This window comes from Stenotrophomonas sp. (assembly GCF_035634915.1).
Classification (GTDB): Bacteria; Pseudomonadota; Gammaproteobacteria; order Xanthomonadales; family Xanthomonadaceae; genus Stenotrophomonas.
The window spans coordinates 11346-34498 of record NZ_DASQCB010000013.1 but is presented as its reverse complement, the minus strand read 5'-3'; the positions used below and the strand labels follow the sequence as shown (position 1 = coordinate 34498).

The window sequence follows — 23153 nt, the reverse complement described above, 5'->3', positions numbered from 1 at the left end:
GCAATGAAGAACGACGGGACGACCCGGCGGGCGGCCCTGCGCCGCCGGCTGCAGCCGCTGTGGCCCTGGCTGCGCTGGGGCACCGCCGCGCTGCTGGTTCTGCTGCTGGTACTGGATCTGGCCTTCCCGCCGCCGCTGCCCAGGCAGCGTGATACCAGCACCCTGGTGGTGGCCGCCGACGGCAGCCCGCTGCGCGCCTTCGCCGATGCCGAAGGCGTGTGGCGTTACCCGGCCTCGGCCGACAGCGTCTCGCCGCTGTACCTGCAGGCACTGCTGACCTACGAAGATCGTTGGTTCTGGCAGCACCCCGGCATCAATCCGCTGGCCATCCTGCGTGCCAGTGGCCAGCTGCTGCGCGGTGGCCGCATCGTCTCCGGCGGTTCGACGCTGACCATGCAGGTCGCGCGCATTCTTGACCCGCATTCGCGCACGCCGTGGGGCAAGCTGAAGCAGATGCTGCGCGCGGTGCAGCTGGAAGTGCATCTGTCCAAGGCGCAGATCCTGGCGCTGTACCTGGAGCGCGCGCCTTACGGTGGCACCATCGAGGGCGTGGAGGCCGCCAGCTGGGCCTACCTGGGCAAGCCGGCCACCCAGCTGTCGCATGCCGAAGCGGCGTTGCTGGCAGTGCTGCCACAGGCACCCAGCCGGCTGCGCCCGGACCGCCATCCCGAAGCGGCGCAGAAGGCGCGTGACAAGGTGCTGGCGCGCATGTCCGAACTGGGCGTGTGGAGCCCGGAAGAAGTGCAGGACGCGCGCATCGAGAACGTGGTCGCGCGGTCGCTGCGTCCGCCGATGCATGCGGCACTGCTGGCGCAGCGCCTGCATTCGGCACATCCGGGCCAGGCGCGCATCCAGAGCAGCATCGACCTGGACCTGCAGCGCACGCTGGAAGAGCGCGTGGCCAGCTATTTTTCCACGCTGCCCGAGCGCACCTCGGCCGCGCTGCTGGTGGTCGACAACCAGACCCTGCAGGCCCGCGCCTACGTGGGCACGCTGTCCTTCGGTGACCGCCAACGCCTGGGCCATGTGGACATGGTGCAGGCCTGGCGCTCGCCGGGTTCCACGCTCAAGCCGTTCCTGTATGCGATGGCCCTGGACGATGGCCTGATCCATTCGGAAAGCCTGCTGGTGGATGCGCCACAGAGCTTCGGCAGCTACCGGCCGGGCAACTTCGACGAGGCCTTCAACGGCCCTGTCGGGGCGTCCAGTGCACTGCGGCTGTCGCTCAACGTGCCGGCAGTGGACCTGCTGCAGCGGGTGGGCTCGGCACGCTTCGCCGCGCGACTTTCGCACGCGGGCATCCAGCTGCGCTTCCCGCCGGGCAGTTCGCCCAATCTGTCGTTGATTCTTGGCGGCACCGGCGCGCGGCTGGAAGATCTGGTCGGCGCCTTCGCCGCGCTCAACCGCAACGGCATCGCCGGCCGGGTGCGCTATGCCGACGATGACCCGATGATCGAGCGGCGCCTGGCCTCGCCCGGGGCCAGCTGGATCGTGCGCGAGATGCTCGAGTCCAACCCGCGCCCGGGTTACGGCGTAGGCACCTTCGATGTCGCTGGCCGCCCGCGCGTGGCCTGGAAGACCGGAACCAGTTATGGCTACCGCGATGCGTGGGCGATCGGCAGCACGCGCCACTACACGGTAGGCGTGTGGGTGGGGCGGCCCGATGGCACGCCGCTGCCGGGCCAATATGGCGCGGTCACCGCGTTGCCGCTGATGTTCGAAGTGGTGGACAGCCTGCCGCGCCAGCCCGGCGATGCCGCCGCTGCACCGATGCCGGCCAGCGTCAGCCGTGCCGATGTGTGTTGGCCCACCGGCGGACTGGCCGAGTCGTTGCCGGCCGCCTTGTGCCAGCGGCGCATGCCTGCGTGGCTGCTGGATGGCGGCGTGCCGCCCACCTTCCCCGAACGTGAGGCCCGCCGCTGGCAGCCGGGCCGGCAGCGCTACAGGGCCGATGTGCGTACGGGCCAGCGGCTTTCCGCCGACTGCAGTGCGCCCCACGCGGAAGTGGAGCGCGAGATCGCGCGCTGGCCGGCGCTGCTGTCACCGTGGCTGCCCAAGGCCACGCGTGACGCCTCGCAGCTGCCGCCACTGGCAGCGGATTGCCGCGACGATGGCCGCGAAGCGAGCGTGGCCCTGCACATCGATGGGTTGAACGATGGCGCGGCGTTGGCGCGCGCACCCAACGCCGCGCATGGCGTGCGCCTGCAGCTGCGCGCGCTGGGCAGCGAACAGGCGGTGGACTGGCTGCTGGACGGGCGTTGGATCGCCCGCACACAGGGGGCGCAGCTGATGCAGCGTGAATTCGCCGACCCGGGTGCACATACGCTGACCGCGCTGGCCACCGATGGCGCGTGGACGCAGGTGCGGTTCACCGTGCTGCGGTAGCGCCGCGACCTGCTTTGGTAGGTGCCAACCTTGGTTGGCACCTGTAAAACCGCCCACCAAGGTGGGCATCTACCAGAGCAATGCCCACCAAGGTGGGCATCTACCAGAGCGTGCGCCGGGCCGCTATTTCCCGATCCACCCGTCCAGCAGGTCGGCAAACTCATCGGCGTGTTCCTCCTCCTGCGCCAGGATCTCCTCCAGGATGCGCTTGGTGGTGGTATCGCGGTCGCCGATGAAGTTGATCATCTCGCGGTAGCTGTCGATGGCGATCCGCTCGGCCACCAGGTTCTCGCGCACCATGTCGCGCAGGTCGCTGCCTTCCTTGTACTCGGCATGCGAGCGTGCGGTCAGCGTGTCCGGATTGAAATCCGGCTCGCCGCCCAGCTGCACGATGCGCTCGGCCAGCTTGCCGGCATGGGCCTGTTCCTGCTGCGCATGCTCGAGGAACTCGGCCTTCACCGCGTCGGCCAGCATGCCCTTGGCCATGAAGTAGTGGCGGTAGTAGCGCAGCACGCACACATACTCGGTGGCCAGGGCATCGTTGAGCAGCTTGATCACTGCTTTCCGGTCGGCGCTGTAGGTGTCGGTGATCGCACCGTCCTCGACGTTGCGCCGCGCACGCTCGCGCAGGGTCTTGCGGTCGCTGATGCCGGGCACGTCGGTGCCGGGCTTGGTGCTGTGCTTGGCGGTGGATTTGCTGGCTTTGGCTGGCTTGCTGCTCATGGCTGGCCGGTTCCTCGTGCGGTTGGGGTATCAGGTGGGAAGGTGCTCCAGCACGTACTCGGCCGAGGACACCTCGAACTGGCCGGGCTCCTCGATCCACACGGCGCGTACCACGCCGTCATCGACGTACAGGGCAAAGCGGCGCGAACGGATGCCCATGCCCGAGGCGCTGGCATCCAGTTCCAGGCCCAGTGCGCGGGTCAGTTCGGCATTGCCATCGGACAGCATCAGCAGCCCCTCGGGGACCTGCTGGTCGGCGGCCCAGGCCTTCATCACGAACGGGTCGTTGACCGCCATGCAGTAGACGTCGATGCCGCGCTGGCGGAACGCCGCGAACTTCTCGACGAAGCCGGGCAGATGGCGGGCGGAGCAGGTGGGGGTGAAGGCGCCGGGCACGGCGAACAGGACCACCTTGCGGCCGTCGAACAGGGCGTGGGTGTCCAGCGTTTCAATACCCTCGCGGATGCGCTTGAGGGTCACTTCCGGAATGCGGTCGCCGACGTGGATGGTCATGGGAACTCCTTGCTGGGGCAGGCTAGTGGGGCCGGTGGGAGGGGGGCGTCAAGACATTGGAAACCCGGCGTGCACACCCCACTGTGAAGGGCGCGGCAGGCCATGCCTCCACGCTTCAGCCTGGGGCAGCGCGGTGACCGCTGCATTGCGTTGGATCAGTCGGCGTCACCGGCGTGGCACGGGCAGCGGCGTAGCATGCCGGCGCGTAGAATGAACCCGGGGCGGCGCCACCGGCGCGGCCGAAGCAGATCGAGGTAGCTGGATGGAATTCAAGGATTACTACGCCACCCTGGGGGTGGAACCGAGTGCGGGCGAGGCCGAGATCAAGACCGCCTACCGCCGGCTGGCACGCAAGTACCACCCGGATGTGAGCAAGGAGGCCGGCGCCGAGGACAAGTTCAAGGCGGTCAACGAGGCCTACGAGGCGCTGCGCGATCCGGAAAAGCGCGCGGCCTATGACCAGCTGCGTGCGCAGGGCTATCGCCCCGGCGAAGAGTTCAACGTGCCGCCGAACTACGGCGGGGGCGGTGGCTTCAATTTCGAGGAAGTGTTCGGCGGCGGTGGTGCTGGCGGCGGTTTCAGTGATTTCTTCGAAAGCCTGTTCGCGCGCCAGCGCGGTGGCCAGGGTGCTGGTCCGGGCCCGGGCTTCAGCAGCCACGGCCAGGCCCCCAACCGCGATACCCGGGCCAAGCTGTCGGTGCCGCTGGAAGCGGCCTACAGCGGTGACAGCCTGCGCATCACGGTCAACGGCAAGCAGCTGGATGTGCGTGTGCCCAAGGGCATCCGCCCGGGCCAGGTGATCCGACTGGCAGGGCAGGGCAACCACGGCGGCAACCTGCTGCTGGAAGTGGAATACGCCGCCCACCCGCAGTTCGAGGTCGATGGCCGCAACATCCTCCACACGTTGTCGGTAACGCCATGGCAGGCCGCACTGGGCACCAGCATCAGTGTGCCGACCCTGGGAGGCGCGGTGGAGCTGAAGATCCCGGCCGATTCCGATGCAGGCCGCAAGCTTCGCCTGCGCGGCCGTGGCCTGCCGGGCAACCCGGATGGCGACCAGATCGTTGAACTGGAGATCGTGGCGCCAGCGGCGACCGACGAGGCGCAGAAGAAGGCGTACCGGAATCTGGCAAAGGCATTCGGCGAAGCGATCTGAGATCGATTCCGGTAGATGCGGACCTTGGTCCGCACAGCGTGCCAACCAAGGTTGGCACCTACCGGAATGCTTCAGCCCTGGCCGGCGAACACGCGTTCCAGCACTTCGGACAGTTCGTCTTCCGAGAACGGTTTGGTGATGTAGGCCTTGGCACCCTGGCGCATGCCCCACATGCGGTCGGTGTCCTGGTCCTTGGTGGTTACCAGGATCACCGGAATATGCCGGGTCGCCTCGTCGCGTGCGAGCGTGCGGGTGGCCTGGAAGCCGTTGAGGTTGGGCATCACCACGTCCATCAACACCAGGTCGGGCAGTTCGGCCTTGGCCGTTTCCACCCCGGCCGCGCCGTCGGTGGCAGTCAGGATCTGGTGCCCGAGCTTCTCGACGATGCGCTGTATCCCCAACAGCTGCGACGGTGAATCGTCGACGATCAGAATGCGTGCCATGTTGTTCCCCGTGTCATGCCCGCAGTGTAGTGCGGGCACATTGCGGGCGGGAGTGGCAGAGCTGCCGTCCGTCGCCTGCCTGCGACGTTCAGTCGATCCGCACCACCGTGCGGCCCAGCGAACCGCCGGCGAGCATCCGTTCGAACACGCCCGGCAGTTCCGCCAGGCCGACTTCGGCGGTGCAGATGCGGTCCAGGTGCCGTGGCTTCCATTCCCCACCCAGGCGCGCCCAGACCTGTTCGCGCAGGTCGCGCGGTGCGCTGGCCGAAGACACGCCCAGCAGTGACACGCCGCGCAGGATGCATGGCATGACCGTCATCTCCAGCTTCGGGCTCGCGGCCAGGCCGGCACTGACCACGCTGCCATAGGGCACGGTCTGCGCCAGCAGGCTGGCCAGCATCGATCCACCGGCGTTGTCCAGGCCACCGCCGAAACGTGCCGATTGCAGCGGCGCGGTATCGGCCAGCGCCTCGCGCGGCAGCACCTCGGCGGCGCCGATGTCGCGCAGGAAGGCGGCCTGTTCCGGCTTGCCGCTGATGGCGTGCACGTCGTACCCGGCGCGGCTGAAGATGTCCACCGCCAGCGCACCAACCCCGCCGGTGGCACCGGTCACCGCCAGCGGGCCGTGCCCCGGGGTCTGCCGGTTGTCCTGCAGGCGCAGCAGGGCCAGGGCGGCGGTGAAGCCGGCCGTGCCCAGCACCATCGCTTCGCGCGGGCTCAGGCCGGCGGGCTGGGCGATGACCGCGCGTGATTCCAGCCGCACGTATTGGCTGTAGCCGCCGTCACGGGTCTCGCTGAGGCCGCAGCCGGTGGCCAGCACCGCATCGCCCTCGCGCCAGGCCGGGTCGCTGGAGGCGACCACGGTACCGGCCACGTCGATGCCGCCGACCAGCGGGAAGCGGCGCAGGATCTTTCCCTTGCCGGTGCCGGCCAGGGCGTCCTTGTAGTTGACCGAGGACCAGTGCGCGCGGACCAGCACCTGGCCGGGGCTGAGGTCGTCCACGCCCAGCTGGACCAGGCCGCTGCGGTAGCCGGCATCGTCGTTTTCGATCCGGAAGGCGGTGAACGGGGAGGTGGGGGCCATCGGCGCTGCCTGACTTCGAGGAAAACGCCACCTTACCCGGTCGTGGCCCTTTCAAACCTGCCAGTCCGCCCCATCTTGTATGATCGGTGAAGATTCACGGCTGGCGCCGCGGGAAGGGCCCGCGCCGCAGCCCAAATATTGATGGAGCGTGCATGGCCTGGAATACACCCGGCGGCAACAAGGGCGGACAAGGCCCCGAGGACAATCGACGCGGGCCGTTCGGGTCGCGCGGCGGTGGCAATGGTGGTGGCTGGGGCGGTTTGCCCGGGCCGCTGAAGGACCTGTTCGATGGCGGCATCCTGCGTTGGGTGGCGGCCGCGGTGGTGTTGCTGGTGCTGTTCTCCAGCTTCCAGCTGATCGGCGAACAGCAGCGTGGCGTGGTGCTGCGCTTCGGCCAGTTCTCGCGGATCCTGACCCCGGGCCCGAACTTCAAGCTGCCGTGGCCGATCGAGTCGGTCACCAAGGTCAATGCCACCGAGATCAAGACCTTCTCGATCCAGGTGCCGGTGCTGACCCGCGACGAGAACATCGTCAACGTCTCGCTCAACGTGCAGTACCGCATCGATGATCCGCAGCAGTACCTGTTCGGTACCGTCGACGCCGACCAGGTGCTGGAACAGTCCGCGCAGAGCGCAGTGCGCGAGGAAGTCGGCCGTGCCGACCTCAATTCGGTGCTGAACAACCGTGGCCCGCTGGCCGTGGCCGCCGAGGAGCGCCTGCAGGCGCTGCTGAAGGCCTTCAAGACCGGCCTGACCGTGACCGGCCTGACCCTGCAGGACGCCCGTCCGCCGGAGGAGGTCAAGCCGGCCTTCGACGAGGTCAACGGTGCCCAGCAGGTCAAGGAACGCCTGATCAACGAAGCCCAGGCCTACGCCGCCAAGGTCGTGCCGGAAGCCCGAGGCCAGGCCTCGCGTGCCCGTACCACCGCCGAAGGCTACAAGCAGGCCGTGGTGTCCAAGGCCGAGGGTGACGCACAGCGCTTCAGCCTGCTGCAGGCCCAGTACAAGGACGCCCCGGAAGTGACCCGCAAGCGCCTGTGGCTGGAAACCGTCCAGCAGGTGCTGAGCGAGAACCGCAAGGTGATCGGTGGCGATGGTCGCCAGCTGATCTACGTGCCGATGACCGGCGACACCCGTCCGGGCGCCTCGGCCCCGGCCGCAGTGCCGAACCCGGAGGTGGTGATCCCATCGCTGCCGGGTACCGCAACCGAAGTTTCCCGGGACCCGGGCCGGCCGGTGGCCCGCCCGACCGGGCGTCCGAGCGGCCGTGAGGAGGGCAGCCGATGAGAAGTTCACTCTGGATTGCCGTCGTCGTGGCGGCCCTGCTGGCCCTGCTGGGTTCGGTCTACGTGGTCCGCGAGGACCAGACCGCCATGGTCCTGAACCTGGGCAAGGTGGTGCGTTCGGACATCAAGCCGGGCCTGCACTTCAAGGTGCCGGTGGTGGAAACCGTGCGCGTGTTCGACCGCCGCTTCCAGGTGCTGGACACCGCACCGGCGCGTTACTTCACCGCCGAGCAGAAGGACGTCAGCGTCGACTTCTTCGCCGTGGGCTACATCTCCAACGTGGGCGACTACTTCCGTGCCACCGGTGGTGACCCGCGCGTGGCCAACGCCCGCCTGCAGCCGATCATCACCGATTCGCTGCGCAACCAGATCAACTCGCGCACCCTGCAGCAGCTGGTGTCTGGCGACCGCAGCGAGCTGATCGCCGCGCAGCTGAAGGACATCAACGAAGCGGTATCCGGGCTGGGCATGCAGATGATCGACCTGCGCATCAAGCAGGTCGACCTGCCCACCGACAGCCAGGTGATCAACGATGTGTACGAGCGCATGCGCGCACAGCGCAAGCAGGAAGCGGCCAAGCTGCGCGCCGAGGGCGAGGAGCAGTCGCTGACCATCCGTGCCCAGGCCGACCGTGACAGCACCGTGCTGATCGCCGAAGCCGAGCGCGATGCCCAGCGCCTGCGCGGTGAAGGCGATGCCGATGCGGCCCGCATCTATGGCAAGGCCGGTTCGGCCGACCCGTCGTTCTATGCGTTCTACCGCAGCCTGGAGGCTTACCGCGGCTCCATGACCGACGGCAACGGCGTGATCGTGCTGGACAAGAACGACCCGTTCCTGCAGTACCTCAAGAACGACCGCTGAGGTCGTTCGGCAAGATCCCACGGGGCCCGGCCAGATGCCGGGCCCCGTGTTTTTTCCGGAGTGCCCCACATGAAAGATCTGTTCGCGGCCGTCTGCCTGGTGGCCGTGCTGGAAGGCCTGCTGCTGTTCGTCGCCCCGCTGGCCTGGAAGCGCATGGCCGAGCGCCTGCTGGATCTGCCCAGCCCGGCCCTGCGCAGCTTCGGCGGCCTGGTGCTGCTGGCCGGCCTGAGCCTGCTGTGGTGGGCACGCCACTGAACGGTAGTGCCGGCCGCGGGCCGGCAACCCCGAACGGGGCGCCTGCGTCCGCATGCGTGGCCTGGCTCTGGTAGATGCCAGCCTTGGTTGGCATTGCCGGCCAGCGGCCGTCACGACCGAACGGGTCGCCTGCGTCCGCATGCGTGGCCTGGCTCTGGTAGATGCCAACCTTGGTTGGCATTGCCGGCCAGCGGCCGGCGCGACCGAACGGGTCGCCTGCGTCCGCATGCGTGGCCTGGCCCTGGTAGATGCCAACCTTGGTTGGCATTGCCGGCCAGCGGCCGTCACGACCGAACGGGGCGCCTGCGTCCGCATGCGTGGCCTGGCCCTGGTAGATGCCAACCTTGGTTGGCATTGCCGGCCAGCGGCCGGCATGACCGGACGGGGCGCCTGACCGTCCGGTAAAGCCGTCCGTCGGAAAGGTGGCACCGGACCCCGGAAACCCGGATAATGCACAAAAGCCGGACGGGCCTCCCCGTTCGGCTTTTTCCGTGTCTGGGCCTTCCATCGCCGGCTGCTCCCCGTTTGGAGCCGCCTTCCAGGTGCTGGCCAGCCCCGCCACGGTTACCCGTCCGCGGCCCCGATGGCCGCAACAAATCGAGGAGCCCGTCATGGGTCAGTCTGTCGTAGTGTTGGGTGCCCAGTGGGGCGATGAAGGCAAGGGCAAGATCGTCGATCTGCTCACCGAGGAAATCGGCGCCGTGGTGCGCTTCCAGGGCGGCCACAATGCCGGCCACACCCTGGTCATCAATGGCAAGAAGACCGTCCTGCACCTGATCCCGTCGGGCATCCTGCGTGACGATGCGCTGTGCCTGATCGGCAACGGCGTGGTGATCTCGCCGGCCGCGCTGCAGAAGGAAATCGCCGAACTGGAAGCCTCCGGCGTCGAAGTGCGTTCGCGCCTGAAGATTTCCCCGGCCGCGCCGCTGATCATGCCGTACCACATCGCCCTGGACCAAGCGCGCGAACGCGCTGCCGGCGGCAAGGCGATCGGCACCACCGGTCGCGGCATCGGCCCGGCCTACGAAGACAAGGTTGCGCGTCGCGGCATCCGCATCGCCGACCTGCATTACCCCAAGCAGCTGGAAGAGCTGCTGCGCACCGCGCTGGATTACCACAACTTCGTGCTGACCAAGTATCTGAACACCGATGCGGTCGATTTCCAGAAGACCTTCGACGAGGCCCTGGCCTTCGGCGAATACGTGCAGCCGATGAAGTCCGACGTGGCCGGCATCCTGCACGACCTGCGCAAGCAGGGTAAGCGCGTGCTGTTCGAAGGCGCGCAGGGTGCACTGCTGGACATCGACCACGGCACCTACCCGTACGTCACCAGCTCCAACACCACCGTCGGTGGCGCACTGGCCGGTTCCGGCGTCGGCGCCGATTCGATCGACTACGTGCTGGGCATCGCCAAGGCCTACGCGACCCGCGTCGGCGGCGGCCCGTTCCCGACCGAACTGGACGATGAAATCGGCCAGGGCATCCGTGACCGCGGCGCCGAGTACGGTGCTTCGACCGGTCGCCCGCGTCGTTGCGGCTGGATGGACATCGTCGCGCTCAAGCGCGCCGTGGCCATCAACGGCATCAGCGGCCTGTGCATCACCAAGCTGGACGTGCTGGATGGCATGGAAAAGCTGAAGGTCTGCATCGCCTACGAATACAACGGCAAGCGCACCGAGTACGCGCCGCTGGACGCGCAGGGTTGGGAAGAGTGCACCCCGGTGTACCTGGAATTCCCGGGCTGGAGCGAGAACACCCACGGCATCACCAACTGGGACGAGCTGCCGCCGGCCGCACGTGCCTACCTGCGTTCGCTGGAAGAGCTGGCCGGTTGCCCGATCAGCATCGTTTCCACCGGCCCGGACCGTGACCACACCATGGTCCTGCAGGACCCGTTCGCCTGAGCGATTGACCGGTAGCGTCGGGCCATGCCCGGCGTAGCGGAAGCGCTGTTCAAGTGAAAAAGAGCGCCGCGACTCCCTGTGGGGTCGCGGCGTTTTTTTGGCCGAATCGCCGCCCGTGAACTGCCCCAGTAGTGCCAGCCCATGGCTGGCAGAACCGAAGCCACCAGCATGTCGTTTCCAGCACGACACATCGGCCAGCCACGTCCAATTCCCTCAAGCCAAGCGCCACTCACAATCCCCGCGTGACCTCCGCATACAACTCCTGGTAAGCGATAAACGTCACGCGCTATTCTGAAATACAGGTTGTTTACGACGCCACGCGTCGCGCACACCCATGCATCGGGACATTCGCCTCTTTTCCTGTCGCTTCTGCCCGTTCCCTGCGCATGCAACAATTCGCCCCGCGCTCTCGATGCATCCGAAACATTCGTGTTTTTCTCATTGAATCGAACGTGCAGGCGTAGACAACATGACGCGCCACCGAAAAAGGGTGGCCGGGTGTGCAAACCCGAGACAGATGTTACTTACGCTTGCCAGCCGGCACCGTCCTGAAGCGGTGCCGGCTGGCAATCCGTCGGCCTTTATGGCGGGCGGTGCGTGGGGGTCTTCGGACCCGCCGGTCATTGGTAACTATCTGTCCCGGTTTGCAACCCGCACCGTCCGCCACCCGCTTCCGCGCCGTGGCGCTGTCACGCACAGCCACGGAAGCCGACGCCATGACCACCCGCAAGAATCCGCCGTTCCACGTTGTTGAGCCCATCAACGACGACTCCAATCCCGCAGACGATCTCAGCACCTTCCAGGGCTGCCTCACCCGCATCCGTGATGGGGAAGGTTCCGATGGCATGTTGTGGCCGGAGGAGAACCTGTCCGACGGACGACGCCAGTCCTTGGCTCGGATTGATCGTGCAGCCGTGGGCATCCTCACCGCAGTGGAGATGCTGCATGCGGCCAACCGCTGCACGACCATGGCCACGCCGCGCCGACATCTGGACGAGGGGGTAGTGGAAGGGCTGTTCTTCGCTTGCCGCGAACTGGCCGAGCTGGTCTGCAGGGAAGTCAGGCCGGCCTGACCCTCGCGAAAGCGCTGTGCCTTTCATGCACGGCCTGCGGAGATAGTCGTTCGCGCTGCCGGCCAGCGGCCGGCACTACCCGCGCGGCGTCGCTGCACGGAGAAGCCCCGTGCATGCGTGGCTTTTTCGTTTTCGGTACTGTGGCGGCACCGCCAGCAGGAAGCGCAGCGATGACGGAGACTTCGGCATGAAAGGCGAGACGGTCGCACGGCTGACCCTGTGGCTGCTGTGGAGCCTGTGGACGCTGGCCTGCCTGGTGTTGCTGCTGGGCGCAGCCGCCAACCATCTGGCCTCGCGCACGCAGACCCTGCCGTTGGTGCTGCAGCCCGGTGCGACGGCCCAGATCACGGTCTACCGCTTCATCGACGACGCGCTGCGCCTGCGTCTGCGCTATGCAGATGACGGCACCGACTCCAGCAGCAACCCCGAACTGCGCCTGCGCGCGGAAACTCCGACCGATCGCATCGATGTCCGCGCACAGGCACGCACAGGTGCGGCAGATCCGGATATCTCGCGCGCATTGGCATCGGTGGACCCGGACAGATTCGCAGCCGCCTACTTCGGCTATGGCCGGGGCGATGCACTGCCGCGCGGGCGTTCCACGCTGCGCTTGACCGTGCTGGACGTCGACCCGGCGCTGGCCGGTCGCGCTGCTACGGTGGAACTGCTTCCTCCCATGCACGCATTGAAGGTGACCGACCTGGACTATCTGTGGTTGTGGCCGTTCTTCTTCTGGCAGCCGGTCGCGTTGCTGTTGCTGATTGCCGGTGGCGGATTGGCGACCGCCAGCATCGCGCTGCGGCGCTGGCAACGCCGCTCCGCCCCCGGGTAGCGCCGGGTCACGCCCGGCGGGGCGGGGCAGGTCACTTGCAAAATGCCCAATATGGGTACGATAATGCCCAATATGGGTATCCAGGCTGCCATTGCGTCTTCCACCGGCCCCATCGGGCTGGCCGACGCGCTGTTCACCCAGACCCAGCAACGGGTGCTGGCCCTGCTGTTCGGGCAGGATCGTCGTGATTTCAGCATTTCCGAGCTGATCAGCGGCAGCGGTGCCGGCTCTGGCGCCGTGCAGCGCGAAGTGGCCAAGCTGGTCGCAAGCGGCCTGGTCGAGCAACGCAGGGTTGGCAACCAGAAGCGCTATCGCGCGTTTGCCGGCTCGCCCATCCATGCCGAACTGGTGGCGCTGGTGCACAAGACCATCGGTCTGGCGCAGCCGCTGCGCGAGGCGTTGCAACCGCTGCAGGATCAGATTGCACTGGCCTTCGTCTTCGGTTCGGTGGCCAAGCGCACGGACAGCGCGCACAGCGACATCGATCTGATGCTGGTCTCCGATACGCTGGGCTATGCTGAGTTGATGGCCGTGCTCGATCCGCTGGAAGATCGCCTCGGACGGCCGGTGAACCCGACGCTGTACACGCATGACGAACTGCATGATCGCCTGCGCAAGGGCAACGCCTTCCTGCAGCGCGTACTCGAACAACCCAAGGTGTGGGTGATTGGAGGAAAGGATGACCTCGCCATTGCAGAATCTGGTCGGGGCGGGTAAACCGCTCACCGCTGAACCGCCCGATCCGCGCGAGATCGAAGGGCTGCAGCGCTCGGGCCTTGCGCGGCTGCGTGACGCACGCAATGCCACGTTGTCGCTGGAAAGTCGTTTCGATCTTGCCTACAACGCCGCGCACGCCTTGAGCCTGGCCGCACTTCGCGCGCAGGGGTTCCGGCCCAGCAACCGCTACATCGTGTTCCAGTCGCTCAAGCACACGCTGGGCATTGGTCCGGAGGTGTGGCGCGTGCTCGACAAGTGCCACCAGCAGCGCAACATCGCCGAGTACGAGGGCGAACTCGATGTCAGCGGGCGCCTGGTCGAAGACCTGATCACGGCCTGTGACGCGGTGCGTGTTGCCTCAGGCCTCTGATCGGAGCGCGTGGCGACGCATCAGTGCCCCGCCACGAACAACGGGTACGGGTTGATCGATTCGCCCTTCCACCACTGTTTTTCCGGCCCCAGCACATGCACCTCGAAATGCAGGTGCGGGGCATCAGCACTGGCATTGCCGGTGCTGCCGACGTAGCCGATCACTTCACCGCGCTTGATCACCTGCTTTTCCGCCAGCCCATCGGCATAGCGCTGCAGGTGGGCGTAGTAGTAGCACCAGCGGCCGCTGGGCTCGAACTGGTAGATCGTCAGGCCACCGCGTTCGCTGTCGAACAGTTTTTCCACCGTGCCATCGGCCACCGCCAGCACCGGCGTGCCGGCATCGGCCATGATGTCGATGGCATCGTGCACGCGGCCCTCGCTGCGTGCATCGGTGAAGGTGTCGCGCAGCTGCGAGGCCTGGATGCCCTGCACCGGCAGCAGCAGCCCGGTCGGCGCATCGGTGGGGCTGGACGGCGGCATGGTCGTGGGAACCGGAGCGTCCACGCGCGGCGTTGCAGCCGCAGCTGGCAGCGTCGCGGCCACCGCGGGTTGCGCTGCAGGCCGGGCAACCGCCACCGGCTCATCCGCATCGCGGCGCAGCCACCAGCCGGCACCCAGCCCCAGCAGCACGCCCAGTACGATCAGCTGCGAAAGACGCATCGCCTCACTCCTGCATCACGACGGGTACCGAGGTATCCACGGCATCGGCCACGCGCAGCGCATCCCAGTTGGTCATGCGTACGCAGCCATGCGATTCGGTCTTGCCCACATGGCCCGGTTCGGGCGTGCCGTGCAGGCCGTAGTGCGGCTTGGACAGGTCGATCCAGACCCGGCCCACGGGATTGTTCGGGCCCGGCGGCAGCGTGGCCTTCTTCTCGCCCTTGCGCGCATCCCAGAACAGCTTCGGGTTGTAGTGGAACGGCGGGTCGCGGTATACGCCGAGGATCTTCCATTCACCGATCGGCAGCGGGTCGTGCTGGCTGCCGGATGACACCGGCACCTGTGCGATCACTTTGCCCGCTGCATCGAGCAGCTGCAGGGTGGAATCGGATTTGTCGACCACCACCTTGGCCGCCTTCGGCAGCGGCGTCGGCGCAATGTTTGGCACCTGGATGCGGCTGCCGGCCTTGCCCAGGTCGACGCCGGGGTTGAGCGCCTTCAGCAGTTCGGGCGAGGCATGGAAGCGCTCGCCCAGCGACTCTTCCACGCTGCCGTAGCCCAGCGCCTTCAGCTTGGCCTGTGCGGCGGGGCCCTTCGGCACCGGCTGGAACGGACCGGCCACGTCTTCGGCGGTCAGCGTGTAGCTGGCCAGCGGTATAGTTTCATCGGCCTGCAGCGCTTTCCAGGTGGCATCGTCCAGCTCGCCGGTCACCGTCAGCCCGTGTGCGGCCTGGAAGCCGGACACCGCGCGGCGCTGGTTGCTGCCCACTTCGCCATCGATCTGGCCGGGCGAGAAATTGGCGCGGTCCAGCAGCACCTGCGCGTGCAGCGGCGAGCGCGCTGCGATATCCGGTCCGGCGCGTTCGGCGATGGGCGCGGGCAGGCCGGCCGGTGGGGTCTGCGCGAATACAGGGGTTGTCAGCAACGACAGCGCAAGCACAGCAACGCGGGGTGAAAGCATGGATATCTCCTGCAGAACATGCAGCCACCATGCCTGCACCCCACGAGCAGCCTGCGTGAAAACGCGGGCGGCTGGCTGAGTGCAAGCTGAGCGCTCAACGCAGCTGGCCATCCCTGATGCGCCAGCTCTGCAGCACGCCAAAGCTGATTTCGGCCACGGTGAACAGCAGCAGGATCGCACTGGCACCGTGCAGCACCGCATACACCTGCCACAGCGCGAACAGCCAGCGCGCCGCTGCATCCAGCCGGCCCAGCAGCACGCTGGGCGCAAGCACGCGGGCCAGCGACCACATCACCACCACCGAGCCGAGCAGGTTGGCCAGCAGCATGTGCAGCGGGTCCAGCGCCGGCACCTGGCCGGGAAGCTGCCAGGCCTGGGCCAGCGCGGCCATTGCCGCGTGCAGCGGCGCGAATGTCCAGGGCAGGGCGAATGGCAGGGTGACCACCAGGTCATAGAACGCACTGGCGCGGACGATGCGGAGGTAGCGGGAGGTGAGCATGGACGCCTTCAACAGGGGGAAAGAGGGCGTACTCTCAGGGCTGAAGTAAACTTCAAGGTCAAGTGTTTTCTGGATACCCCATGCAGATTGGAGAACTGGTCCAGGCCTGCGGCCTCTCGCGCGAGGCACTGCGCTTCTACGAGAAGCAGGGCCTGATCGGTGCACGGCGCCTGGCCAACGGCTACCGCGATTACCCGGACGAAACGGCGATGCTGGTGCACTACATCCGCACCGCCCAGCAGCTCGGTTTCACCCTGGCCGAGATCGGCCAGCGCCTGCCCCGGCTATGGGAACAGGCCGACGCCGGCCCGCTGCTGGCGGCCGCACTGCAGGAAAAGCTGGCCGACATCGATGCCCGCATCGCCGCGCTCACCGCCCTGCGCCAGGATCTGGCCACGCGACTGGCCAGCGCCTGCCCGCTGCAGCCACACGGGGTTGCTGGCTGAACGGAGAATGTGAACCGCCACCGAAGCGTTCACGCTTGAACGGTCAAGGCCAGCGGGCGGTGCGCCGATAAGGGCGCATCCCCTCCACGTTTGGATTCCCCCATGAACTACTTGAGGAATGTCAGGGTCGCCTGGCGTCTTGGCCTTGGCTTTGGCCTGTTGCTGCTGCTGGTGGCCGCCGTGGTCGCTACCGGTGCCACCGCCACCGCCGTGCAGAAGCACGCGATGCAGCAGGTGGTCGATGTCAGCGTGGCCAAGGTGCGGCTGCTGTCGGACATGCTCGATGCCAACAACCAGATGATGGTCGTGCGCCGCGAGATGCTGATCCGCCAGGGCGACGCGCGCGACGCCGACGAGCAGCGCATCGCCGACCTGGTCAAACGCTATGAGACCAGCTGGACGGCCTACCAGGCGTTGCCTGGCGATGCCGCCGGCAAGGCCATGGGCGAGGCCATCGCCGCCAGGCGGGCCATTGCCCGCCCGCTCAACAAGCAGACCAGTGAATTGATGGCGCAGGGCGATTTCCCCGGTGCCATCGCGCTGACCCTGGGCCCGGTGCAGGACGCGGCCAATGGCTGGAACAAGGCGCTGGCCGATGGCGTGGCATTCGAGGAAAAGGAAAGCCGCCTGGCCGCCGCCGAAGCGATCCGTCTCGGCGAGCGCAGCCTGTTGCAGCTGCTGGTGCTGGGCGGCGTGGCGCTGCTGGTCGGCATCGCGGCCTCGGTGATGATCGGCCGCAGCCTGACCGGCCCGCTGGCGCGCGCGGTGCAGCTGGCACAGCGGCTCTCCAAGGGCGAGTTGGACCAGTCCTTCCACCTGGGTGGCCGCGATGAACTGACCCAGCTGGGCGAGGCCATGGGCAGCGTGCGGCAGAGTGTGCAGGCCGCCATCGGCGCGCAGCTGCAGATGGCCGAGCAGCACGAGGCCGGTGCCATCGGCTACCGCATGGATGCCAGCGCCTTCCCCGGCGATTTCGGCCGCATGGTGCAGGCCACCAACAGCCTGGTGGAATCGCACGTGCAGGTGGAACTGCTGATGGCCGAAGTGATGCAGCGCTACGCCATCGGCGATCTCAGCCGTGACCTGCCGCAGTATCCCGGCGAGAAGGGCGCGTTCACCCGTACCCTGGCCGCAGTGAAGCAGAGCCTGATGGCGATCAGCGCGCAGATCGACACGCTGGCGCGGGCCGCCGGCGCGGGTGATTTCAGCGTGCGCGGCGATGCCGAGGCGTTCCAGTTCCAGTACCGCGCGATGGTCGAACACCTCAACGCGATGATGGCCAGTTCGCAGGCCAGCATCGCCGATGTCTCAGACGTGCTGCGCGCGATCTCGCACGGCAACCTGACCGCGCGCATGGACGGTGACTACGAGGGCGTCTTCGCCCGTATGCGCGACGATGCCAACACCACCACCACACAGCTGACCGGCATCGTCCGTGGCATCCAGGTGGCGGCCGACAGCATCAACAATGCCGCGCAGGAACTGGCCGCCGGTAACAGCGATCTCTCGCGCCGTACCGAACAGCAGGCGGCCAACCTGGAAGAAGCGGCCGCGTCGATGGAAGAGCTGACCTCCACCGTGCGCCAGAACGCCGAGTTGGCCCGCCAGGCCGACAGCGAGGCGCATGCGGCCGGTGCGGCCGTGCGTGAAACCGAGCAGGCGATGGCGCAGATGGCAACGGTGATGGGCGAGATCGACCAGTCGTCTGCGCGCATCTCGGAGATCTCCACGGTGATCGACGGCATCGCGTTCCAGACCAACATCCTGGCGCTGAACGCGGCCGTCGAAGCAGCGCGTGCCGGTGAGCAGGGCCGTGGTTTCGCGGTGGTCGCCAGCGAAGTGCGCACCCTGGCGCAGCGTGCGGGTGTGGCCGCCAAGGAGATCAAGGAACTGATCGAGGATGCCGCCGCCAAGGTGCGCAGCGGGCTGGCAGTGACCGTGCAGTCCGAGGCGGCGATCGCTCGTCTGGCCCACGCCAGTTCGCGCACCAACCAGCTGATGAGCGATATCGCTGCGGCCAGCAAGGAACAGGCGGCGGGCATCGAGCAGGTCAACCAGGTGGTGGTGCAGATGGACCAGGTGACCCAGCAGAACGCGGCTCTGGTGGAAGAGGCGACCGCGGCCAGCCGCGCGCTGGAAGAGCAGGCCAACGCGCTGACCACCTCGGTGTCGGTGTTCCAGATCGAGCAGGGCGGTGTGGCGCGCAGACTGGTGACACAGGCGGCCTGACCACTGCGCGGGTAGAGTCGAGCTTGCTCGACTGCTTTTGGCAGAGGCAGTCGATCGGGCTGGCAGTCGAGCTTGCTCGACTCTACCGCGCGGGGCCTTTTTCGGCGATGCTCGCAGGAAACACGGGGGAGGCAGCATGGACAGCAACGAAACCGAAAGCGCCTACGGCGACGTGCCACGGATGCAGGGCATGGCGGCACCCACCGTGCCGCCACCGGAAGCGCCGACTGACTGGTCGATGCTGCCGCTGACCCGGGGGGACGATGACTCGGCGGTGATGCAGGCGCTGCGCCGAATGCGCCGTGAGCCGGCGCTGCTGTTCACCGTGGCCTACCTGCTGGTTTCGCTGCTGGGCCTGTGGTGCAGTTTCTGGTTCTACCGTGGATTCGAGCTGTCGATTCTTGATTACATGCAGCCCAGCGATTTCCTGGTGGCCGGTATCCGCGACCCGGTCTATGCGTTGCTGCTGGCAGCAGGGGTTCTGCTGGTCCTGCTGGTGAGCTGGCCCGATACGCTGCGCGCGCGCAACACCGCCAAGCTGGAGCAGCTGCGCGCGCGCAACTGGCTGTGGCGGGCGGTGCTGAAGCGTTCGGTGTTGACCAGCTGGGACGGCGTGGGGTTGCGTCCGCTGACTGCGATGACGCTCGCCGTGGCAGCCTTCATGGCCATCGGTGCGGCCAATTACGTGCAGGTGCGCGGGCAGCAGATCCGCAACGTGGGCAGTGGTGAAGTGGTGCGGCTGCAGTTGAATGGCGACCCGGCGCCATTGCCGGGTACCGCGCGCCTGCTCGGCACCAGCAGCGCATTCCTGTTCGTCTGGTGGCCGCAGCAGCGGCGTGCTGAAGCCATTCCCATCGCTGCGGTGCGCACGCTGCAGGCGACCACCGTGGCGGCGCCTGCGCCTGCGCCGGCAGGTGGTCCCAACCGGGACCGATAGTTGGCCCCGCCGCTGCGCCCCCGTGTGGTGATGTTGCCCGGCCTGGACGGTGGCGTGGGCATGTCCGGCGCATTCCTGCAGGCGCTGCGCACGCATGGGCTGGATGCGGAGGCGCTGTCCCTCCCCGTTGTGGGCGGGCAGGACTACTCGACTCTGTGCGCCTGGCTGCAGCCGCAGTTGCCACAGCTGCCGTGGGTGCTGCTGGGCGAGTCCTTCGCTGGCCCGTTGGCGGTGCAGATTGCCGCGCAGGCGCCGCGTGGGCTGTGCGGGCTGGTACTGAGCACCACGTTCGCACGACGGCCAGTGCCGGTACCTGCCGCCAGCGCGGTGGCGCTGGCGGCGGCGTGGCCATTGCCGCCGCTGCCGGTGATGGCCCGCGTCCTGCTGGGGCAGTGGCGGTCACCACAGAACGTACAGTCGCTGCGCCAGGCCCTGGCCGATGTGCCCAACCGCGTGCTGCGGCAACGCGCGGCCAGCACCCTGCGCGTGGACGTACGCGCGCTGTTGCCGCGCATTGCCGTGCCCACGCTATGCCTGCAGGCGCAGCAGGACCGGCTGCTATGGCCGCCCAGCGTGGCCGAGTTGCAGGCCCTGCTGCCGACGGCGCGGCACATGGCGCTGCAGGGCCCGCATCTGCTTCTGCAGGCGCGGCCTGAGCAGGCGGCCGAAGTCGTGGCGCGCTGGGTGAACGGCCTGCCGCCGGCATCCCGCAGCTGAAGACTGCGCTGTGGCAGAATCGCGGGCTTCACGGATCTGAAGGAATGCACGTTGAAAAGGATGTCGTCTGCCCGTCTTCTGGTGACGGGGCCTCTGTTGACCGGTCTGCTGTCGCTGGGCGTTGCCGCCCCCGCATGCGCTGCCGGCAGCGCGCCTGTTTCCGGACAGTACGAAACCCTGATGCTGGCGGTGACGCCGGAGCATACCGTCGAGGGCTACTACTTCGAGGAACTGGGAGAGGGAGTCACCCGAAAATGCGCCTTCTTCCTGCAGGGCCGCATCGGTACGGCGGCTGCAACGAAGGTCACCACCTGGAGCGGGCCGGTATTCCCCGGCAGCGTGACCCCGACCGCCGACGGCGTGAACCTGGTGGTGGAGCGCGGCACCGAACATCTGGGCTGCGGCAGCGTGATGTACCCGGACATCGACAAGGGCCTTGATCTGGCCCGCACCGCAGACAGGAAGTGGATCGGGCTGTTGACCGTTTCCGCTGAAAAGGCCTACCTGCAGAAAGCCCGGGGCGGTACCGCAGCCAAGGGGCCCTACATCGTCGCCCGCAACGTGGTGGCAGTGCTGGCTTACCAGGACGGCTGGGCGCAGGTGGAATACATCAACGCCGACGCGAAGTCGTTCATCGGCTGGATACGCGATGACCAGTACCAGCATCTGAAAGCGCCCTGATGCCGTGGCGGCGGCATGGCATTGCACCATGCGCCGCCTGCTGCACGGTCGTCTACTTCTCCTTGCGGCCGCTGCCGCTGCGCTTGCCACCGCCGTCCTGCTTGTTCACGGTGGCCCAGGCGATGCGTTCAGCCGTGCGCTTGCTGGCACCACGTTCGCGTTCGCTTTCCTCGATGTGCTCGGCCTGGCGCTTCTGCTTGTCGGTGTAGGCGGATTTGTCTCCACGGCTCATGTCGATTCTCCGGTACGGACCACTCAGGCCAGCAGGCGCAGCTTCGGCTCGCGCGACCATTGGCGGGTAGCTGCGGCCGCGAGGAAGCCCTTGGCGTCCTCTGCTTGCACGATGCCGGCATCGTTGCCCACGCGCGCCGCTTTCAGCAGCGCCTGGCCGCCGGCATCGCTGGCGATGGCCTTCAGGTGTGCCCACGCGTGGCTGACGAACTCGACGGCGGCGGCTTCCCTGGCCAGCGCCTTGGCGCCCTCTGCACTTAGCACCACGGCCACGGCGTCGAACACGGCCGAGGGCGTGCCGGCCAGCTGGCCATCGGCGGCCTGGCGCTTGCCGTCGCTCAGCGTGGCACCGCCTACTTTCGGCGCTACCAGTTTCACCTCGGCGCCGGACTTCTGCGCGGCCTTGCGCAGGCTGGTGATCAGGCCCGCATCGGAGCCTTCATCGAACAGGATGCCGATGCAACGCCCCTGCAGCGTGTCTTTCGTGCGGCCGATGATGCGCACCTCGGGAACGGCGGGCATGTCCTGTGCCGGCGTTGCGGTCGGCGCCGCATCGGGCAGGTCGGCCAATGCCAGCCCATCGGCCACGCGCTGCGCCAGCGATTCGTCGATGTTGCGCAGGTGGCTGACGGTACGCACCCGCACGTCCAGCGTTTCCACCTTGGACAGCTCGAACACCAGCGCCGAGGCGAGATGGGCCTGTTCCGGCGTCTCCAGGCTGCGGAAGAACGCACGAGCCTGGCTGTAGTGGTCGGCGAAGCTGCCCGCGCGTGTGCGTCCTTTGCGACCATCGTCGGCCGTGGCATGGCTGCGGAAACCCGCAGCAGTTTCGCGCGGGCTGTCGTCTTCCAGCGAACTGGGGTCGTAGGCCACGCGGCCCTTCGGCACCTGCATCTGCATGCGCCCATCGCGCTGGTGGTTGGCGAACGGGCACTTGGGTGCGTTGACCGGAATCTGGTGGAAGTTGGGCCCACCCAGCCGGATCAACTGCGTGTCCAGGTACGAGAACAGCCGGCCCTGCAGCAGCGGATCGTTGCTGAAGTCGATGCCCGGCGGCACGTTGGCAGGGCAGAACGCCACCTGCTCGGTTTCGGCGAAGAAATTGTCCGGCCAGCGGTCCAGCACCATGCGGCCGATCACCTTCAGTGGCACCAGCGATTCGGGAATGATCTTGGTCGGGTCGAGGTGATCGAACGGGAACGCCTCGGCCTCTTCTTCGGTGAACAGCTGCACCGCCAGTTCCCATTGGGGAAAATCGCCGCGCTGGATCGCCTCGAACAGGTCGCGGCGATGGAAATCATTGTCGGCCGCCTGCAGCTTCAGCGCTTCATCCCACACCGTGGACTGGATGCCCAGCGTCGGCCGCCAGTGGAACTTGACGAAGGTGGATTCGCCGGCCTCGTTCAACAGGCGGAAGCTGTGCACGCCGAAGCCTTCGATCATGCGCAGCGAACGCGGAATGCCGCGGTCGCTCATCGCCCACATGATCATGTGCATCGACTCGGGCATCAGCGAAATGAAATCCCAGAATGTGTCGTGCGCGCTGGCGGCCTGCGGGAACCCGCGGTCCGGCTCCATCTTTACCGCATGCACGAGGTCGGGAAACTTCATCGCGTCCTGGATGAAAAACACGGGGATGTTGTTGCCGACCAGATCCCAGTTGCCCTCTGGGGTGTAGAACTTGACCGCGAAGCCACGCACATCGCGTGGAGTGTCCACTGAACCGGCACCGCCGGCCACGGTCGAAAAGCGGGTGAACACCGGCGTCTTCGTGCCGACCTCGGTGAGTACGCGTGCGCGGGTGTACTTCGCCAGCGAGCGGGTCAGTTCAAAGTAGCCATGGGCGGCGCTGCCGCGTGCATGCACGATGCGCTCGGGAATGCGCTCGTGGTCGAAGTGGGTGATTTTCTCGCGGAGGATGAAATCCTCCAGCAGGGTAGGCCCGCGCGGGCCCTGGCGCAGGGAGTTCTGGTTGTCGGCCACCGGGATGCCCTGCGCGGTGGTCATCGGCGGGTGGGTACCGCCGGCCAGCAGGTGCAGTTCGTCACCCTCGCCGCGCTTCTGGTTCTGGTGGTCATGGGGTTTTCCGGGCTTTCGGGAGGGGGCGGGTGCGCGCTTGCCGGTCGGCTTGCTGGCGGCCATCGGGGGTTTCTCCGGGGTACGTGGGGGCAGGCCATGACAGTCGCCCC

The 23153-nt window shown here is 67.3% G+C and carries 24 protein-coding genes; 15 read left to right on the top strand and 9 right to left on the bottom strand.

Going from position 1 to position 23153, the window contains the following annotated elements; genetic code table 11:
• Window positions 1–3 precede the first annotated feature (3 nt).
• A complete protein-coding gene (gene pbpC / locus VER16_RS10540; protein WP_324807891.1) occupies window positions 4–2385 on the top strand; it encodes a penicillin-binding protein 1C in 2382 nt (793 codons plus the stop codon).
• A 123-nt stretch (window positions 2386–2508) separates the two neighbouring features.
• On the opposite strand, the gene VER16_RS10535 is transcribed toward pbpC, so the two are convergent.
• Both VER16_RS10535 and VER16_RS10530 read right to left on the bottom strand, forming a co-directional pair.
• A complete protein-coding gene (locus VER16_RS10535; protein ID WP_324807889.1) occupies window positions 2509–3108 on the bottom strand; it encodes a ferritin-like domain-containing protein in 600 nt (199 codons plus the stop codon).
• 30 nt (window positions 3109–3138) lie between these two features.
• On the bottom strand, window positions 3139–3621 hold the full coding sequence (locus tag VER16_RS10530; protein ID WP_324807886.1) for a peroxiredoxin: 483 nt from the start codon (window positions 3619–3621) through the stop codon (window positions 3139–3141).
• 262 nt (window positions 3622–3883) lie between these two features.
• Between VER16_RS10530 and VER16_RS10525 the strand changes: the two genes are divergently transcribed.
• Complete coding sequence (locus VER16_RS10525; protein WP_324807884.1) at window positions 3884–4777, top strand: DnaJ C-terminal domain-containing protein; 894 nt, start codon at window positions 3884–3886, stop codon at window positions 4775–4777.
• Window positions 4778–4848: 71 nt separating this feature from the next.
• Here the strand turns inward: VER16_RS10525 and pilH are convergent, their stop codons facing one another.
• Together pilH and VER16_RS10515 are read right to left on the bottom strand one after the other, a co-directional pair.
• Window positions 4849–5220: a twitching motility response regulator PilH gene (pilH, locus tag VER16_RS10520; RefSeq protein ID WP_005410644.1), complete on the bottom strand. Its 372-nt coding sequence runs from the start codon at window positions 5218–5220 to the stop codon at window positions 4849–4851.
• An 88-nt stretch (window positions 5221–5308) separates the two neighbouring features.
• Entirely contained in the window at window positions 5309–6304 is a 996-nt protein-coding gene (locus tag VER16_RS10515) for a YhdH/YhfP family quinone oxidoreductase (protein ID WP_324807881.1), read from the bottom strand.
• Between the two features lie 152 nt (window positions 6305–6456).
• Between VER16_RS10515 and hflK the strand changes: the two genes are divergently transcribed.
• From hflK to VER16_RS10475, 8 genes are all read left to right on the top strand, one after another.
• On the top strand, window positions 6457–7590 hold the full coding sequence (gene hflK / locus VER16_RS10510) for an FtsH protease activity modulator HflK (protein WP_324807879.1): 1134 nt from the start codon (window positions 6457–6459) through the stop codon (window positions 7588–7590).
• Window positions 7587–8450, top strand: coding sequence for a protease modulator HflC (gene hflC / locus VER16_RS10505; RefSeq protein WP_150455415.1), 864 nt, complete (start codon window positions 7587–7589; stop codon window positions 8448–8450). Before hflK ends, hflC begins: the two co-directional genes overlap by 4 nt.
• Window positions 8451–8519: 69 nt before the next feature.
• Window positions 8520–8705 (top strand): DUF2065 domain-containing protein, encoded by a 186-nt coding sequence (locus VER16_RS10500; protein WP_079222788.1) that lies wholly within the window; start codon window positions 8520–8522, stop codon window positions 8703–8705.
• Between the two features lie 611 nt (window positions 8706–9316).
• A complete protein-coding gene (locus VER16_RS10495; protein WP_108765933.1) occupies window positions 9317–10609 on the top strand; it encodes an adenylosuccinate synthase in 1293 nt (430 codons plus the stop codon).
• 716 nt (window positions 10610–11325) lie between these two features.
• A complete protein-coding gene (locus VER16_RS10490; RefSeq protein WP_324807875.1) occupies window positions 11326–11682 on the top strand; it encodes a hypothetical protein in 357 nt (118 codons plus the stop codon).
• 187 nt (window positions 11683–11869) lie between these two features.
• Window positions 11870–12514 (top strand): hypothetical protein, encoded by a 645-nt coding sequence (locus tag VER16_RS10485; protein WP_324807873.1) that lies wholly within the window; start codon window positions 11870–11872, stop codon window positions 12512–12514.
• Window positions 12515–12577: 63 nt separating this feature from the next.
• Window positions 12578–13231, top strand: a complete 654-nt coding sequence (locus tag VER16_RS10480; protein WP_324807871.1) for a nucleotidyltransferase domain-containing protein — start codon at window positions 12578–12580, stop codon at window positions 13229–13231.
• Window positions 13194–13601, top strand: a complete 408-nt coding sequence (locus VER16_RS10475; RefSeq protein ID WP_324807869.1) for a hypothetical protein — start codon at window positions 13194–13196, stop codon at window positions 13599–13601. Before VER16_RS10480 ends, VER16_RS10475 begins: the two co-directional genes overlap by 38 nt.
• A 20-nt stretch (window positions 13602–13621) precedes the next feature.
• On the opposite strand, the gene VER16_RS10470 is transcribed toward VER16_RS10475, so the two are convergent.
• From VER16_RS10470 to VER16_RS10460, 3 genes are all read right to left on the bottom strand, one after another.
• Window positions 13622–14263, bottom strand: coding sequence for a M23 family metallopeptidase (locus tag VER16_RS10470; RefSeq protein WP_324807866.1), 642 nt, complete (start codon window positions 14261–14263; stop codon window positions 13622–13624).
• Window positions 14264–14267: 4 nt separating this feature from the next.
• Entirely contained in the window at window positions 14268–15224 is a 957-nt protein-coding gene (locus tag VER16_RS10465) for a L,D-transpeptidase (RefSeq protein WP_324807864.1), read from the bottom strand.
• Window positions 15225–15318: 94 nt separating this feature from the next.
• A complete protein-coding gene (locus VER16_RS10460) occupies window positions 15319–15723 on the bottom strand; it encodes a hypothetical protein (RefSeq protein ID WP_324807862.1) in 405 nt (134 codons plus the stop codon).
• A gap of 80 nt (window positions 15724–15803) precedes the next feature.
• On the opposite strand from VER16_RS10460, the gene VER16_RS10455 reads away from it, so the two are divergent.
• From VER16_RS10455 to VER16_RS10435, 5 genes are all read left to right on the top strand, one after another.
• Window positions 15804–16169 (top strand): MerR family DNA-binding protein, encoded by a 366-nt coding sequence (locus VER16_RS10455; protein WP_324807860.1) that lies wholly within the window; start codon window positions 15804–15806, stop codon window positions 16167–16169.
• 102 nt (window positions 16170–16271) lie between these two features.
• The gene (locus tag VER16_RS10450; protein WP_324807859.1) at window positions 16272–18398 is read left to right on the top strand and encodes a methyl-accepting chemotaxis protein; all 2127 of its coding nucleotides are present in this window, start codon (window positions 16272–16274) and stop codon (window positions 18396–18398) included.
• Window positions 18399–18534: 136 nt separating this feature from the next.
• Window positions 18535–19335: a hypothetical protein gene (locus tag VER16_RS10445; protein WP_324807857.1), complete on the top strand. Its 801-nt coding sequence runs from the start codon at window positions 18535–18537 to the stop codon at window positions 19333–19335.
• The gene (locus VER16_RS10440) at window positions 19336–20052 is read left to right on the top strand and encodes an alpha/beta fold hydrolase (protein ID WP_324807856.1); all 717 of its coding nucleotides are present in this window, start codon (window positions 19336–19338) and stop codon (window positions 20050–20052) included.
• Window positions 20053–20148: 96 nt separating this feature from the next.
• Window positions 20149–20733: a hypothetical protein gene (locus tag VER16_RS10435; protein ID WP_324807854.1), complete on the top strand. Its 585-nt coding sequence runs from the start codon at window positions 20149–20151 to the stop codon at window positions 20731–20733.
• Between the two features lie 52 nt (window positions 20734–20785).
• On the opposite strand, the gene VER16_RS10430 is transcribed toward VER16_RS10435, so the two are convergent.
• Both VER16_RS10430 and VER16_RS10425 read right to left on the bottom strand, forming a co-directional pair.
• Entirely contained in the window at window positions 20786–20965 is a 180-nt protein-coding gene (locus VER16_RS10430) for a hypothetical protein (RefSeq protein WP_324808231.1), read from the bottom strand.
• 23 nt (window positions 20966–20988) lie between these two features.
• On the bottom strand, window positions 20989–23106 hold the full coding sequence (locus VER16_RS10425; RefSeq protein WP_414716042.1) for a catalase: 2118 nt from the start codon (window positions 23104–23106) through the stop codon (window positions 20989–20991).
• Window positions 23107–23153: the final 47 nt, after the last annotated feature.

Bases quoted from the DNA above. Each gene is read 5' to 3' on its own strand.
- pbpC (WP_324807891.1), top strand. From the start codon at position 4: ATGAAGAACGACGGGACGACCCGGCGGGCGGCCCTGCGCCGCCGGCTG.
- VER16_RS10535 (WP_324807889.1), bottom strand. From the start codon at position 3,108: ATGAGCAGCAAGCCAGCCAAAGCCAGCAAATCCACCGCCAAGCACAGC.
- VER16_RS10530 (WP_324807886.1), bottom strand. From the start codon at position 3,621: ATGACCATCCACGTCGGCGACCGCATTCCGGAAGTGACCCTCAAGCGC.
- VER16_RS10525 (WP_324807884.1), top strand. From the start codon at position 3,884: ATGGAATTCAAGGATTACTACGCCACCCTGGGGGTGGAACCGAGTGCG.
- pilH (WP_005410644.1), bottom strand. From the start codon at position 5,220: ATGGCACGCATTCTGATCGTCGACGATTCACCGTCGCAGCTGTTGGGG.
- VER16_RS10515 (WP_324807881.1), bottom strand. From the start codon at position 6,304: ATGGCCCCCACCTCCCCGTTCACCGCCTTCCGGATCGAAAACGACGAT.
- hflK (WP_324807879.1), top strand. From the start codon at position 6,457: ATGGCCTGGAATACACCCGGCGGCAACAAGGGCGGACAAGGCCCCGAG.
- hflC (WP_150455415.1), top strand. From the start codon at position 7,587: ATGAGAAGTTCACTCTGGATTGCCGTCGTCGTGGCGGCCCTGCTGGCC.
- VER16_RS10500 (WP_079222788.1), top strand. From the start codon at position 8,520: ATGAAAGATCTGTTCGCGGCCGTCTGCCTGGTGGCCGTGCTGGAAGGC.
- VER16_RS10495 (WP_108765933.1), top strand. From the start codon at position 9,317: ATGGGTCAGTCTGTCGTAGTGTTGGGTGCCCAGTGGGGCGATGAAGGC.
- VER16_RS10490 (WP_324807875.1), top strand. From the start codon at position 11,326: ATGACCACCCGCAAGAATCCGCCGTTCCACGTTGTTGAGCCCATCAAC.
- VER16_RS10485 (WP_324807873.1), top strand. From the start codon at position 11,870: ATGAAAGGCGAGACGGTCGCACGGCTGACCCTGTGGCTGCTGTGGAGC.
- VER16_RS10480 (WP_324807871.1), top strand. From the start codon at position 12,578: ATGCCCAATATGGGTATCCAGGCTGCCATTGCGTCTTCCACCGGCCCC.
- VER16_RS10475 (WP_324807869.1), top strand. From the start codon at position 13,194: ATGACCTCGCCATTGCAGAATCTGGTCGGGGCGGGTAAACCGCTCACC.
- VER16_RS10470 (WP_324807866.1), bottom strand. From the start codon at position 14,263: ATGCGTCTTTCGCAGCTGATCGTACTGGGCGTGCTGCTGGGGCTGGGT.
- VER16_RS10465 (WP_324807864.1), bottom strand. From the start codon at position 15,224: ATGCTTTCACCCCGCGTTGCTGTGCTTGCGCTGTCGTTGCTGACAACC.
- VER16_RS10460 (WP_324807862.1), bottom strand. From the start codon at position 15,723: ATGCTCACCTCCCGCTACCTCCGCATCGTCCGCGCCAGTGCGTTCTAT.
- VER16_RS10455 (WP_324807860.1), top strand. From the start codon at position 15,804: ATGCAGATTGGAGAACTGGTCCAGGCCTGCGGCCTCTCGCGCGAGGCA.
- VER16_RS10450 (WP_324807859.1), top strand. From the start codon at position 16,272: ATGAACTACTTGAGGAATGTCAGGGTCGCCTGGCGTCTTGGCCTTGGC.
- VER16_RS10445 (WP_324807857.1), top strand. From the start codon at position 18,535: ATGGACAGCAACGAAACCGAAAGCGCCTACGGCGACGTGCCACGGATG.
- VER16_RS10430 (WP_324808231.1), bottom strand. From the start codon at position 20,965: ATGAGCCGTGGAGACAAATCCGCCTACACCGACAAGCAGAAGCGCCAG.
- VER16_RS10425 (WP_414716042.1), bottom strand. From the start codon at position 23,106: ATGGCCGCCAGCAAGCCGACCGGCAAGCGCGCACCCGCCCCCTCCCGA.